This is a genomic window from Pseudoalteromonas sp. B62 (assembly GCF_037162565.1).
GTDB lineage: Bacteria > Pseudomonadota > Gammaproteobacteria > Enterobacterales > Alteromonadaceae > Pseudoalteromonas > Pseudoalteromonas fuliginea.
In genome coordinates this window covers 1168339-1182350 of record NZ_JARLVB010000002.1, presented here as the reverse complement: position 1 = coordinate 1182350, position 14012 = coordinate 1168339, and the positions used below count along the sequence as shown (strand labels likewise).

The following is a 14012-nucleotide window of genomic DNA, read 5'->3' as shown; positions in this document are numbered from 1 at the left end:
CTCAATGTAATTACATAACAACGAGGCCGAGAAGGTGAGTTGTTAAAACTCTTCCCATTCATCTGCCGAGTCAACAAAATTATCTCCTCGCGTTTTACTGCGAATATAATTATTCTGCGGCCTTTGAGATAGCGCTGGCGTTCGCATCGTAGGTGAAATCATCGCTGTATCTTGCTGACCTAAAGAGAAAAAGTTGAGTAACCGCCGCATTTCATTTGCCTGCTCAGCCATAGACTCGCCAGCGGCAGAGGCTTGCTCTACTAAAGCAGCATTTTGTTGAGTCATTTCATCCATTTGTGAAATAGCTTTATTTACCTGTTCAATACCGGCGCTTTGCTCTTCGGATGCTTCTGTAATATCAGAAATCATTTGTGTGACTCGTTGTACTGAAACAACAATTTCTTTCAGTGTAGCGCCTGATTCATTAACTAATTGAGAACCATCAGCGACCTTACCTACACTGTCTCTTATTAATTCTTTAATTTCTTTAGCTGCGCCCGCTGAGCGCTGAGCTAAGTTACGAACTTCCCCTGCAACAACCGCAAAGCCTCGCCCTTGTTCACCAGCTCTAGCAGCCTCTACAGCAGCATTAAGCGCCAATAAATTGGTCTGAAATGCTATTTCGTCAATGACCCCAATAATGTCAGCAATTTTTTTGCTTGATTCATTAATCGCCGACATACTCGTGACAGCTCTGTTAACGACTTCGCCACCCTGTATTGCTTTTTCACAGGTTTCTTCTGCCAAATCATTTGCTACTTTTGCGTTATCAGCATTTTGGCGAACGGTACTGGTCATCTCTTCCATGCTTGATGCTGTTTCTTCAAGTGATGAGGCTTGCTCTTCTGTTCGCTGACTCAAATCAGCATTGCCTTGAGATATCTCTTCAGCGCCACTTGCAACTAAAGTAGCCGATGAATTTATCCGATTTATAACTTCGGTGAGCTTATCTGCTGTCGTATTTGCATCACGTTTGAGTTTATCAAATGAGCCTTTATATTCTTTCTCGATTCGTTTTGACAAATCACCATTTGCCATAGCATCAAGCATATCTCCAGTATCGGCGACAGCATCATCAACAATTTTAACTAAACTATTTAGCCCTTGAGCTAAACGTAAGAAAAATCCTTCTTTTCCATTTTCAATAACTCTTGTATCTAAATCGCCTTTACCTGCTGCACTAATGAGCGTCGCAATTTCTTTTTCTATAGCAACTTCAGCAGTCCTATCTTCCCATTCTACAATTGTGCCTAACTTTTTACCTTCTTGACTAATCCAAGGTGAAGCTATTAAGGTAAAAGTAACACCTGCTAAAAGTAATTCAGCTTTATGTGGTTTATCCAAATTTTTTAGTAACTCACGTTGGTGCGCAGGGTGCTTATGAAAGTCATCAACGCAGGTACCTATAAGATTATCTACAGAAAAGTTTGGTAATACTGTTTGCAGTTCTTTTTCTCGTATTTTAAGCATTTTTTGAACGCAATCGTTCACAAAAATAATATTAAGCTCTTCATCGGCAATCATTACATTTGCCTGGCAAACTTTTAGGGCATTAGCTAAATCGGCTGCCTTTCTAGAAGCTTTTTCAAGCTCTTTTTGCGCTGTAATATTTGTAGCGTACTTAATAACCTTAAAAGGCTTACCATTCATATCATAGATTGGGTTATAAGAGGCTTGTATCCAAATTTCTTGGCCTTGCTTTCCTATTCGTAAATACTCACCTGAATCAAACTCACCTCGACCAAGTTTAGTCCAAAACTCTTTGTATTCATTGCTATTTGCATATTCCGGTGCGACAAATAATCTATGATGCTGACCTTTAATTTCATCAAGCTGATAACCAAGAGCATTTAAAAAATTATCATTAGCGCTAATAATACTGCCATCTAAACTAAATTCGATAACCGCTTGGGATTTACTAATTGCACTAATTTGTCCGGCAGCATTTGCCGATACCAACTTTTGATCTGTGATATCTGTAGCAAGTTTAACGACTTTGAGTACTTGGCCCTCAGAGTTAATAATTGGATTGTAAGTAGCCTGAATCCAGACCTCTTTACCACTTTTAGCAAAACGCTTAAATTCATCGGAAATAAACTCGCCATTGCGAAGACGCTGCCAAAAATTTTTGTAGTCATTACTTTTAGCATCATCATAATCTACAAATAAAGAATGGTGTTGTCCTTGTACGTCTTCTAATTGGTATTCCATTACGCTAAGAAAGTTAGCATTTGCGGTAATTATTATTCCGCTTGGCTCAAACTCAATCACAGCTAATGACTTATTTAATGCGCTTACAATTAAATCATTACTTGATTCTGACTGTTTTGGATTACTAAACCATCCCATGCCCATCACCACCTTTAAGTTTATTTTTTATTACTTTATTTAGTTATTTTATAAACTAAATATTCATTGTTTTTTGTAAGTCGATCAACGCCACCATTTTATCGCCCACATTGACCAACCCAGCAACGTACTCACAATTATTTGATTCAGATAAACTAGGAACAGCTTTAGCATCTTGCTCTACAATACTGTAAACATCAGAGACTGCATCTACTGCAATACCTATAATTTTACTGCCCTGTTCAAACTCTATTTTTATAACAATAACCACTGTCAATGGTCCATAATCAGTACTTGGTAAGCCAAACCGTAAACGTAAATCAATAATTGGCACAATTGTGCCCCGCAAGTTAATTACGCCTTTCACAAACTCAGGTGCGTTAGGTAGTACTGTAATTTCCTCCCAGCTACGAATTTCTTGTACTGTTAGAATATCAACGCCGTACTCTTCATCAGCCATAATAAAAGTTAAAAATTGCTTCACTCCTTGTTGCTGCTGAAGGTTTAATTGGTTACTGAGCTGGCTTTGCTCTGAGTTCATAACGCCTCCAAAGTGGCTTGCGTTTCAATGGTTAGTTCTTGACTGCCTGGTTTTTTTAAACCTGAGAGCTTTATTAAGCCACTAATATCCACAATCAGCGATACGCGCCCATCTCCTAAAATAGTAGCACCCGATACGCCATCAACTTTGTGATAGTTAGCTTCTAAACTTTTAATCACAACCTGTTGCTGAGACAATAAATCATCAACTAAAAGTCCTACTTTTTGGTTATCAGTTTCAACTACTACGAGTAATGTTTTATCTAAAGACTCAATCGCATTTTGATGATTAAAAATAGCGTATAGACGTAAAATAGGAATATATTCATCTCGAAGTCTGAGTACATCAAGGTCTTTACCCACTCGACTTACTTTTGTGATATCAATTTGTAATGACTCAACAATCGAAATGAGCGGTATAATATAGGTATGTTGAGCGACTTTAACGAGCTGACCATCTAAAATAGCTAACGTAAGCGGTAATCGAATTGTGAATGTTGAACCAATACCAGGGGCCGATGTTACTTCAACTGAACCATTTAAAGATTGAATGTTACGCTTAACAACATCCATGCCTACACCTCGACCCGATAGCTCACTCACTTCATCCATAGTAGAGAAGCCAGGCATAAAAATTAGTTCATTGATTTCATCGTCCGTTAAATTACTATCGGCTGTAATTAACTCATTTGCGATTGCTTTTTCTTTAATTTTTTTGGTATTAAGGCCTTGACCATCATCCATTATCTCAATAACAATATTACCGCCTTGATGAAATGCATTTAACGTGACAATTCCCACTGGATTTTTTCCTGCAAGCACTCTTTGATCTACGGTTTCTAACCCATGATCAAGTGAGTTTCTAAGCAAGTGCACCATAGGATCTGAAATTTTTTCCATCACGGTTTTATCAAGTTCGGTTTGCTCACCAATCAACTTAAGCTCGACTTGCTTATTTAGCTTTTGTGCTATGTCGCGTACCAATCGAGGAAAGCGACTAAATACAAAATTAATTGGTAACATACGAATACGCATTACGTTTTCTTGTAAGTCACGTGTATTGTGTGCAAGTTGCGCTAAACCCTCTTTCAACGAAGTAATCGTCGTTGATGTTATTTCCTGCTCACTTAGCTGATTCAGCATAGCTTGAGTAATTACCAGTTCACCAACCATGTTTATTAATGAGTCAACCTTATCAATGCCAACACGGATTGAGGTTGACTCTGGCGCACTAGCGACTTTTTTATCTTTATTGCTACTTGGTTTTGATTTGGCGGGTAAGGTTGTTATTTTTTCTAATTTTTCAGGTTGATCTGAGAGAGCTAAATCATGGTTATGATCTGAAATACTAGCTGGTTGTTCATCATCAAATGATCTTACACATAATTCAACTGTAATATCTGCATCATCTTCTACCCATTCAAAGACTTCTTTTATCGCCTTTTCGTCATGGCTTGTATTTAAAAAAGCGCCAGTGTAAAAAACATTCATCGTAACTTAACTCCGTAATATCAGGCACTGAATCATAAAAAACGGTTGTTTTTAATTCACCTAACTCAGCAAGTTCACTGATCATGTACAGCGGCTCATTTCCTGTTTTAAATAAGTGATGATGAGGCTTAAAGTTAATTTGATATGTGTTACTAGTCGATAGCACAGCTTCGTTTTGTGGCTTACTCTCCAATACGTTGTCTTTTTTCTCTAACACATGTTCAAATTGCATCCGCAAAGCATTAGCTTCAGTTAAATCAGACGCTTGATCTGCTTGAAGCGCGGCAAGTAAACCTCGCAAGCAATCAACTGCTTTGAGTAATAAATTAACGTGTTCAGTGCTAAGTTCTCGCTCTCCTTGGCGGATCTGGTCTAATAGTGTTTCAAGTACATGGGTAAAATCAGCAACAGAACTAAAACCAAAAGTACCACTTCCCCTTTAATTGAGTGAGCAGCTCTAAAAATAGTGTTGATAGTTTCTAAGTCTTCCTCACCTGGCACTAAGTTTAAAAGCTCAGCCTCCATAGTATCTAGGCCTTCAAAACTCTCTTCAAAGAAAACTTCAAAAAATTGACTCAAATCTATACTCACACAATACTCCTTCGCTAGCGAATAACCTTTTTAATAACGGCTAATAGCTGTTCTGGGTTAAACGGTTTAACTATCCAACCTGTTGCGCCAGCGGCTTTACCTTCTACTTTTTTTCTAAGCCCGACTCTGTAGTGAGCATAAGTAATGGTGTAAATTTATAATTAGGTAAGCCTCGCAGCTCTCTAATCAACGTAATACCATCCATTATTGGCATGTTTACATCCGAAATTACGACATCAAAATCTTGTTGTTTAGCGATAGCTAATGCTTCACTTCCATCTTTTGCTTCAATTACATCAAACCCTGCTGTTTTTAGAGTAAAACTTACCATTTGACGCATTGATGCTGAGTCATCAACCGCTAAAATTTTTTTCATATGAATTCCTAACCTTTACTTTCAAGTATTAAGTAATGACTTAAACCGAGTTGCTCAATTGAATGTGTTAATGCTTCACTCGCCCCTACCCAAATTATTTTATGCTTAATGATAAGCAGATGTTTTTGCAAAGCACATAAAAGTTGAATTGAAGCAGTATCGGCAGACATTACATCGCTAATATCAAGACAAATATCATTATTACTATTGAGTTCTTTTAGTAAATCTTGATGCAGTGTTTCAGCTTGCATAATGACAAGTTCACGTGGAAGTTTTAACATTTAGTAAGTACATTCCTTGTCAATTTATTTCATAATAAAAGCTTAGACCTAGTTATTAAAAATGCCATAAAAGGGCCTAAAAAAATTAAATTAATTTTTGTAACAGGAATGAAAAACAAAAAAAGGATCATAAAGCTCCTTTAAAATACATGAAAAGTTAAAAACTAGTTTTTATAGTAATCGGCTATTTTTTTAAACTCTTCGGTTAAAGTCGTCGCATTAATTAATGGCACACTACCTTGTTTAAATTCGGGTTTAAAAATAGCTCTTACGGCTCCATGTTGATCAACCATAGCGACCGAAGCACTATGATCAACTGCATATTCTGATTCACTACTATCGCTAATGGCGTAAATTAAGCCAAGCTCTCGAACAACAGGAAAAAGGTGTTTATGTTCCCCTGATACAGCTAAAAAATCAGGGTTAAAGTAATCTATATATTGCTTTCGTTTAGCTGGTGTATCGCGTTTTGGATCAACCGATAAAAACCAAACTTGTAGCGGATAATCTGCCTGTAAGTTTTTATAAACAGCATTTAACTTAGCTAGTGTTAATGGACAAATATCTGGGCAGCTTGTGTAGCCTAAAAATACTAAATTCCACTGTCCTAAAAATTGTTGCTTAGTCACTAATTCGCCGCGCTGATCGTTTAACGTAAAATCAGACAGTGGCTTTGCATTTTCGTAAACTAATGCATCTACATCTGGTGGACTATTTTCATTTGAACATGCTGATAAAAACAAAACTAAAACAACAATTAATCCAAGCCATAACTGCTTCATAAAGGGAGCCATTTATCTATAAATAAGATTACAAAGAGTACCATTAAATGAATAATCGAAAAACGAAATAAGCCCATTGCAGTCTCATCATTTCCAGCAATTTTTAATTTGACCGCCTTATATATAAACACTGCATTTAATACACATGCGCCTATTAAATAAATTACTCCAGACATACCGATTAAATAAGGCAATACGCAAACAACAGCGAGTAAAACAGAGTAGGCAACGACGCAGGTTTTACAAAAGTCGATTCCATGGGTTACCGGTAACATAGGGATTTTAGCGCGTTCGTAATCACTTTTTCGTGCTATAGCCAGCGCCCAAAAGTGTGGCGGAGTCCAGGTAAATATTATCATTACAAGTAACCAAGGGGCTGCTGCCATTTGGTTTGTTTCTGACACCCAACCTAATAATGGAGGCATTGCGCCAGCCAACCCACCTATAACAATATTTTGCGGTGTAGCACGCTTTAAAAATGATGTATAAACAAATGCATAACCTACCAATGCAAATAACGTTAATATAGCGGTTAAGGTATTAGCCCACACCATTAGCATAATAAAACCAGCAACCCCAATAATAGCTGCAAAGCTAAGCGCATGTGTTTTACTTAGACGCCCTTTAGCCACAGGACGATGACGAGTCCTTGCCATTTTTGAGTCTATCTCGCTATCAACCACGTGATTAATAACCGCTGCAGCAGCAGAAAGTAGCCCTATACCTAACAAGCTAATAAACTGTACAGCCATACCACGCCCTACATCGGGAGCCAGCGCTAAACCAACCCAAGCTGTTAGTACCAGCATGGCTACCACTTTAAATTTACTAATTCCTAAGTAGTCTTGCAGCAAACTATGAGTACGCGAAATTAGCGATTGAGTATTAACGGGTAGCAGTATTTTTTTATCAATTATAAGTGCCATTACATTTCCCCTTTATGTGCGTGATTTTAGGTAATAACACAACCTAACCATGCTTAATAACAGTATGGCAGCCATCAAATTATGCGCCAGTGCAACTCCCAACGGAATATGCAAATGTACTAAAATAAGCCCTAAGCTAATTTGGCAAAGCAGGACAAGTAATACGCTCACCACGCAATTTTTAATTTTTTTAGAGTACGCTTGGCTGTATATTTTCCACATAATTAGCGCCAGAACGATGCAAGTAACCAGTGCCCAAATGCGGTGTAATAAATGAATAGACATACGCGCTTGCTGCGATAACACACCAAACTCATAATTACTGTGCTCAAGTGGTAATTGAAATACGCTACTCAATGAAAACGGTTGTGCGTAATTACACAATGGCAAACCACTACAATGAGGAGCGGCGTAATTTGCAGCCAGCCAACCACCAAGTGCAATTTGGATAATTAATACACTGAGCGCTACTAAACTTAAACCAAAATAGCGTTTTGCGCCGCTATCGCCACCCATAATAGGTTTTGCGGTTAGCCGTAAATATAAAAGCGTTATAAGTGACAAAATACTAAAGCCACCTAATAAGTGGCCCATTACAATAAGCGGCTGAAGGTTCATGGTTACTGTCCACATACCAAGGGCAGCCTGAAACACCACGAGTAGAAGTAAAGCTAAAGGCAATTTAACTGGCGTAGTTGGATATTGGCGCTTTAAAAAAGCCAACACAAATAAACCTAAAATAAGTAAACCTAAAGCACCTGCAAAGTAGCGATGAATCATTTCTTTCCACGCTTTTGCTGTTTCGAACATCATATCGGGGTAGCTTTGAGTTGCTAAGGCTATGTCAGCCTCATGCTTAGGTACCGTTAAAAAGCCATAACAACCAGGCCAGTCGGGGCACCCTAAACCTGCATCGCTTAAGCGGGTGTACGCACCTAAAGCAACTACAATCAAAGCGAGTAACCCTGTTATTAATACTAAGTTTTTATAATTTTTATACATCAGATACTCCAACTTAAGCTCAGCTTAGTTAGCTAGAACGAGAATAGTTAAGTAATTTTTTTAGATCTTTTAATAACCCTTTTTGTACTAAACGGTTTTCTTGTGGCTCAGCCTTAAAGGGATATTCAAGTACCACTAACCCCATATGATCAATTAAATATAAACTTGCAGGATTTAAACTCTGTTGCTCTGTAATAATTTTCCATGGTAGATTTTTATTGTCGGGACTTCCCATTACAGCCATATCAACCTTGCCTTGGTTTTTACCAAGTGCCACATATAAGTTATTCAGTGCATTGAGCTGTTCGCTGCATGGGGTGTTACATTCGTTTGAATAATTAAGTGCAATAGTCCATTGTTTGGGATTATTTTGCGGCCAATTTTTAAGTTTTATTTCTTGGCTTAAAAACTCACCATTATTAGTAATTGCAGTAGGCAACCAATCAAACTTTAAAGCGCCATATGCCAAAGCTAATGGGATTGCGCAGCAGCCCACAAACAACAAAAGGGGATTATTTTTCATTATGTGTCCTTTTTTTACTCGCAAAAATAGCCACAACAGCACATGCAACAGCAATTAAAAACCATTGCACAGCGTAGGCATTATGCTTTTGAGGGCTCATAACAACGGCCTCATAATGAGGTGTTGCAATCTCATCACCAGTACCTTGTCTGTAAGCCATAAAATTAATTAATGATTGCTGGCTTTGAGTGCTCAACATATCCAAGTCGATAGATTGGATTCTTGTAGGTAAGTCGTTATTTGTAGTTTTATCTTCAAGCGTAAAGCTACTTAAATTATTTTCTTTTATTTGCGCTTTAAGAATAAAAATACCTGTAGGCAGAGTAACCTTTGGCAGTGCATCTCTAGATATAGGCGCTTTTACCCATCCTAAATTAACTAAAATCACTTTTTCTTCGGTGTCTGGCTTTAGTAAAGCAAGTAAGTCGTACCCTACTTGCCCGTTATAAACTTGATTATCTAAAAGCCAATATTGGTTTTGCACAAATCGCCCTTTTAACTCAACCAATACACCAGTTTTGTTCCAGCTATCAGGCAGGTTAAGTAATTGAGACCAGCTCATCACACCTCGAGTCTGTTGCTTAGCAATAGCGGTTAGTTGTTGCTGCTTTTGCTCACCTCGCTCCAACTGCCAAAACCCTAATCGCACACACACAAGTACAACAACCACAACCATACAAAGTGTGATTAGTGAGCTAAGCTTTTGTTTGTGCCATAAAACTAACTGCATAAAGGGTCAACTCAGTGATTATTAAAATTATTATCGTACTGTTGTTAATATTTATACTTTTTAACTTATTTAGAGCATTGTTTATTATGGTGTCAGGGAAAACTGAGGGACGACCTATGTCTCACTTTTTAGGTCGTCGCGTATTGTTTTCGGTCGTTGTTTTAGTTGTTGTTATTGCAGCGCTTAAACTTGGTTTTATTAAAGCAAATAATTCGCCAATAAACGCTACAGCACATATACAAATACAAACAAACACAGCCACACCACATCTACAAAGTGCCAATACCAAGCAGCTGCTTGAAAAGCAAAGTGCTTATCTTTAGTAAAGTGCCCTTTTAATATCCGTAAAAATATTACAAATAAAAGTACGGTTCCTAGCGTTACATGCATGCCATGAAAACCAGTCAATAGAAAGAACGTATTACCGTAAATGCCCGCATCTAGCGTTAGATTAAGGTCATTATATGCATGCATGTACTCCTCAACTTGCAGCCCTAAAAAGCAAACGCCCAATAAAATAGTAGCGCCTAAAAAAACCTTAAGTGGAGTGCGTTTATTGTTTTCCATCGCTACGTGGGCAAAATGTAAAGTAACTGAGGAAGTAAGCAGTATTAAGGTATTTATAAGCGGTAAGCCTTGCCAGCCCATAGCTTGAGTAGTTTCGCCAGCAGGTGTTGAAACTAGCGGCCAAACAGCTTCAAAAGTTGGCCATAAAACCTCGTTAGTCATTGCATTATTGCCTGCGCCTCCAAGCCAAGGTACCGACAATACCCGTGCATAAAAAAGCGCACCAAAAAAGGCCATAAAAAACATAACTTCAGAAAAAATAAACCAGCTCATACCTTGTCTAAAAGAGCGATCCATTTGTGCTGAGTACAAACCTTGGTCCGACTCACTAATTACATTTTTAAACCAGCTAAACAACATATACACAAGTACAGCAATACCGGCATAAAGCAGATAAACCCCGCTACCACCTTCTTTACCTACACTCATAACTGTTAAGCCTGCCCCTACTGCAATAAAAAACAATGCAACAGCACCTACAATAGGCCACGGGCTTTGTTCTGGTACATAATAATGCTCATATTCTTGATTCATTTTATTTACTCCTAGTTTCACACTAGTTTAAAAAGCTAGTTATTACTTGCCACCAGCTGTTCACTAATATCAAATACGGTATAAGATAAAGTTAATTCTTCAATATCGCTTGGCAGTGCGGTATCAACATAAAAAAGCAATTTAAATTCAAGTTCTTCCCCTGCTTTTAGAGGTTGCTGATCAAAGCAAAAACAGGCTATTTTATGTAAATACTTTGCCGCTTTACCTGGTGAGACTGATGGTACAGCCTGCATTACTTTATCTAGGTTGCTGCTATTTTTAGCACTAAACATTACCTCACGCATTGCACCTGGTTTTACCACTACACTGTATTCTTTTGATTTAACTTCAAACGGTGCACCACTTTGTGCGTGAGTAGTAAAGCTAACGCCGACTTCTCGGTTTTGTACTATTTGTGTACTTTGCTCTGCTTGCTCAAGCGAAGGCTTTCCATTAAGCCCTGTTACATCACAAAACACGTCATACAAAGGTACTAAAGCAAAGGCAAAGGCAAACATGCCTATGCAAATAAGTACCAAACGTTTGAGTAGCGGTGTGTGTGTCATTACTTAATAACCGGCGGCGTAGAAAAAGTATGATATGGCGCTGGAGAGTCAACTTCCCACTCAAGCCCTTCTGCCCCTTCCCATACTTTTGCAGGCACTTTATCACCGCCACGCGCGCATTTAATTACCACAGCTACAAACAACAATTGCGATAAACCAAAGGCAAACCCACCAATACTTATGATTGCATTAAAGTCGGCAAATTGAAGAGCGTAATCGGGAATCCGACGCGGCATACCGGCAAGCCCTACAAAATGCATAGGAAAAAACAGTACGTTCACGCTCACCAGCGATAGCCAAAAATGCCATTTAGCCAATGTGATATTAAACATATTGCCTGTCCACTTGGGCAGCCAGTAATAGGCCCCCGCCATTATCGAAAATACAGCCCCTGTTACTAATACGTAATGAAAGTGCGCCACTACAAAATAAGTATCGTGATATTGAAAGTCAGCAGGTGTAATTGCCAGCATCAATCCCGAAAAACCACCTAAGGTAAACAGCACAATAAACGCAATACTAAAAAGCATTGGCACTTCAAAAGTTATTGAGCCTTTCCACATTGTGGCAACCCAATTAAATACTTTTACTCCTGTAGGTACCGATATAAGCATGGTCGCGTACATAAAAAACAACTCGCCAGCGACCGGCATCCCAGTAGTAAACATATGATGAGCCCATACAATAAAGCTCAATAGTGCTATGGAGGATGTGGCGTATACCATTGAGGCATAACCAAAAAGTTTTTTACGAGAAAAGGTAGGTACTATTGTAGATATAATGCCAAAGGCAGGAAGAATCATTATGTATACTTCGGGGTGACCAAAAAACCAAAAAATGTGTTGGAACATCACCGGGTCGCCACCGCCTGCGGCATCAAAAAAGCTGGTCGCAAAGTACTTATCGGTAAGTACCATAGTGACAGCCCCTGCAAGTACTGGCATTACCGCTATTAATAAAAAGGCAGTAATTAACCACGTCCATACAAATAAGGGCAACTTCATCCATGTCATGCCTGGGGCACGTAAGTTCACTATGGTTACAATCACATTGATTGCGCCCATTATTGAGCTAATTCCCATAATATGTACGGCAAATACAAACAATGCAGTATTATCATTACTGTATGTTGTGGACAGTGGTGCATAAAAAGTCCAACCAAATGCAGGACCCCCACCAGGCATAAATAACGATGCCAATAGGATTAAGAACGCAAACGGTAAAATCCAAAAGCTCCAGTTATTCATTCTTGGCAATGCCATATCTGGCGCGCCAATCATGAGTGGTATCATCCAGTTAGCAAGGCCTGTAAAGGCTGGCATAACCGCACCAAACACCATAATTAAACCATGCACTGTGGTCATTTGATTAAAAAAGTGAGGGTCGACCAACTGTAAACCTGGTTGAAATAGTTCAGCTCTGATCACCATAGCCATTGCGCCACCAATTAAGAACATGGTCAGCGAAAAAATTAAATATAAACTACCTATATCTTTATGATTAGTTGTGTAAAGCCAGCGTTTAAAACCTTTAGCTGGGTGATGAGCATGATGAGCTTCATTGGCGTTAGGTTGTTCTACTATGCTACTCATTAGTTCGCCTCCACTTTGGCATCAAGTGCTGTCTGTATTTGACTCGGTTGAATAACATCACCCGTATCATTACCCCACGCATTACGTTTATAAGTAATAACCGCAGCTAATTGCTTTATAGATAACTGCTTGGCAAAAGCTTGCATTGCCGTACCGGGTCGTCCATGGATAACTACATCAATGTGATCTTTTATATCGCCAAGCACTATCGGACTGCCTTTAAGTGCAGGAAATACACCCGGTAACCCCATGCCCGTAGGCTGATGGCACGCTGCACAATTAGCCATATATACTTGTTCGCCTAAAGTCATTAACTCTTCTTTTGGGAGGGTTTTATCAAGTAATGCGGCATCTGCTAATGCTGCTTTTTGTTTAGCCTGCTTTGCATCTGCTAACCATGTTTTAAAATCAGCCTCAGATTTAGCAACCACCACAACAGGCATGAAGCCATGATCTTTACCACACAGCTCGGCACATTGGCCTCGGTAAGTACCTTCTTCGTTAATATTGGTCCATGTTTCGTTTATAAAGCCGGGGTTCGCATCTTTTTTAACTGCAAAATCAGGTACCCACCAAGAGTGAATAACATCATCAGAAGTCATTAAAAATCGTACTTTTTGATTTATTGGCAGTACAAGAGGCTTATCAACCTCAAGTAAGTAGTTAGGGTTTTTATCTGCAAGATTCGCTATTTCATCTTGCGGGGTAGACAAAATAGAGTAGAACTCTACATCTTCGCCCATATATTCATAATGCCATTTCCATTGCGAACCCGTAATTTTAATAGTGAGATCAGCTTTGCTGGCATCTTCCATTGCAATAAGGGTTTTAGTGGCTGGTACTGCCATAGCAATTAAAATAACAAACGGAATTGCAGTCCAAAGTATTTCTACTTTAGTGCTTTCGTGAAATTGGGCAGGTACAGCCCCTTTAGATTTACGGTGATGAATAAGTGCCCAAAACATAATTGCGAACACTATCACCCCAATCACACAACATATTATAAATATGGTCATGTGCAGCTGATATACATTATTGCTTATATCGGTTACGCCTTTGCGCATATTGTATTGGCTGTTCGCCAAAACTGAGTGCGAAAAAACACATAATATAAGCCACAAGGTAGAGGTCAGTTTACCCATGTGACGGCTCCTTTGATGCT

At 38.8% G+C, this 14012-nt stretch carries 13 protein-coding genes and 2 pseudogenes; 1 reads left to right on the top strand and 14 read right to left on the bottom strand.

All coding sequences use genetic code 11. The features are described 5' to 3' along the window. Window positions 1-42: 42 nt before the first annotated feature. The 10 genes and pseudogenes from P4S71_RS09960 to P4S71_RS09915 form a co-directional block, all read right to left on the bottom strand. Window positions 43-2349: a methyl-accepting chemotaxis protein gene (locus P4S71_RS09960; RefSeq protein ID WP_033016339.1), complete on the bottom strand. Its 2307-nt coding sequence runs from the start codon at window positions 2347-2349 to the stop codon at window positions 43-45. 55 nt (window positions 2350-2404) lie between these two features. Continuing rightward, complete coding sequence (locus P4S71_RS09955; protein WP_007376407.1) at window positions 2405-2890, bottom strand: chemotaxis protein CheW; 486 nt, start codon at window positions 2888-2890, stop codon at window positions 2405-2407. After that, a pseudogene (locus P4S71_RS09950) lies at window positions 2887-4971 on the bottom strand (chemotaxis protein CheA). Before P4S71_RS09950 ends, P4S71_RS09955 begins: the two are co-directional and overlap by 4 nt. 14 nt (window positions 4972-4985) lie before the next feature. Then, window positions 4986-5347, bottom strand: a pseudogene (locus tag P4S71_RS09945) (response regulator). An 8-nt stretch (window positions 5348-5355) separates the two neighbouring features. Continuing rightward, entirely contained in the window at window positions 5356-5628 is a 273-nt protein-coding gene (locus P4S71_RS09940; protein ID WP_007376404.1) for an STAS domain-containing protein, read from the bottom strand. Window positions 5629-5792: 164 nt separating this feature from the next. After that, entirely contained in the window at window positions 5793-6410 is a 618-nt protein-coding gene (locus tag P4S71_RS09935) for an SCO family protein (RefSeq protein WP_337119713.1), read from the bottom strand. Further along, window positions 6407-7336 carry a heme o synthase gene (gene cyoE, locus P4S71_RS09930; RefSeq protein WP_337150591.1) on the bottom strand — a complete coding sequence of 310 codons (930 nt, stop codon included), beginning with the start codon at window positions 7334-7336 and terminating at the stop codon, window positions 6407-6409. Before cyoE ends, P4S71_RS09935 begins: the two co-directional genes overlap by 4 nt. A 12-nt stretch (window positions 7337-7348) precedes the next feature. Then, on the bottom strand, window positions 7349-8338 hold the full coding sequence (locus P4S71_RS09925) for a COX15/CtaA family protein (protein ID WP_096792251.1): 990 nt from the start codon (window positions 8336-8338) through the stop codon (window positions 7349-7351). 28 nt (window positions 8339-8366) lie between these two features. After that, on the bottom strand, window positions 8367-8861 hold the full coding sequence (locus P4S71_RS09920) for a transmembrane cytochrome oxidase associated protein (protein ID WP_337150590.1): 495 nt from the start codon (window positions 8859-8861) through the stop codon (window positions 8367-8369). Further along, on the bottom strand, window positions 8851-9591 hold the full coding sequence (locus P4S71_RS09915; RefSeq protein ID WP_096792249.1) for an SURF1 family protein: 741 nt from the start codon (window positions 9589-9591) through the stop codon (window positions 8851-8853). The genes P4S71_RS09920 and P4S71_RS09915 overlap by 11 nt, the downstream gene beginning before the upstream one ends. Before the next feature lie 14 nt (window positions 9592-9605). Between P4S71_RS09915 and P4S71_RS09910 the strand changes: the two genes are divergently transcribed. Then, entirely contained in the window at window positions 9606-9914 is a 309-nt protein-coding gene (locus P4S71_RS09910) for a DUF2909 family protein (protein WP_081824568.1), read from the top strand. Here P4S71_RS09910 and P4S71_RS09905 read toward each other — a convergent pair. Genes P4S71_RS09905 through coxB form a run of 4 tightly spaced genes read right to left on the bottom strand, consistent with a single transcriptional unit; the run spans window position 9817 to window position 13992 of the window. Next, window positions 9817-10692 carry a cytochrome c oxidase subunit 3 gene (locus P4S71_RS09905; RefSeq protein WP_002959610.1) on the bottom strand — a complete coding sequence of 292 codons (876 nt, stop codon included), beginning with the start codon at window positions 10690-10692 and terminating at the stop codon, window positions 9817-9819. The genes P4S71_RS09910 and P4S71_RS09905 overlap by 98 nt on opposite strands. A gap of 35 nt (window positions 10693-10727) precedes the next feature. Further along, window positions 10728-11258, bottom strand: a complete 531-nt coding sequence (locus tag P4S71_RS09900) for a cytochrome c oxidase assembly protein (RefSeq protein WP_337119710.1) — start codon at window positions 11256-11258, stop codon at window positions 10728-10730. Beyond that, on the bottom strand, window positions 11258-12850 hold the full coding sequence (gene ctaD / locus P4S71_RS09895; protein ID WP_002959615.1) for a cytochrome c oxidase subunit I: 1593 nt from the start codon (window positions 12848-12850) through the stop codon (window positions 11258-11260). The genes P4S71_RS09900 and ctaD overlap by 1 nt, the downstream gene beginning before the upstream one ends. Continuing rightward, on the bottom strand, window positions 12850-13992 hold the full coding sequence (gene coxB, locus P4S71_RS09890) for a cytochrome c oxidase subunit II (RefSeq protein ID WP_033039608.1): 1143 nt from the start codon (window positions 13990-13992) through the stop codon (window positions 12850-12852). The genes ctaD and coxB overlap by 1 nt, the downstream gene beginning before the upstream one ends. Between the last annotated feature and the right edge of the window lie 20 nt (window positions 13993-14012).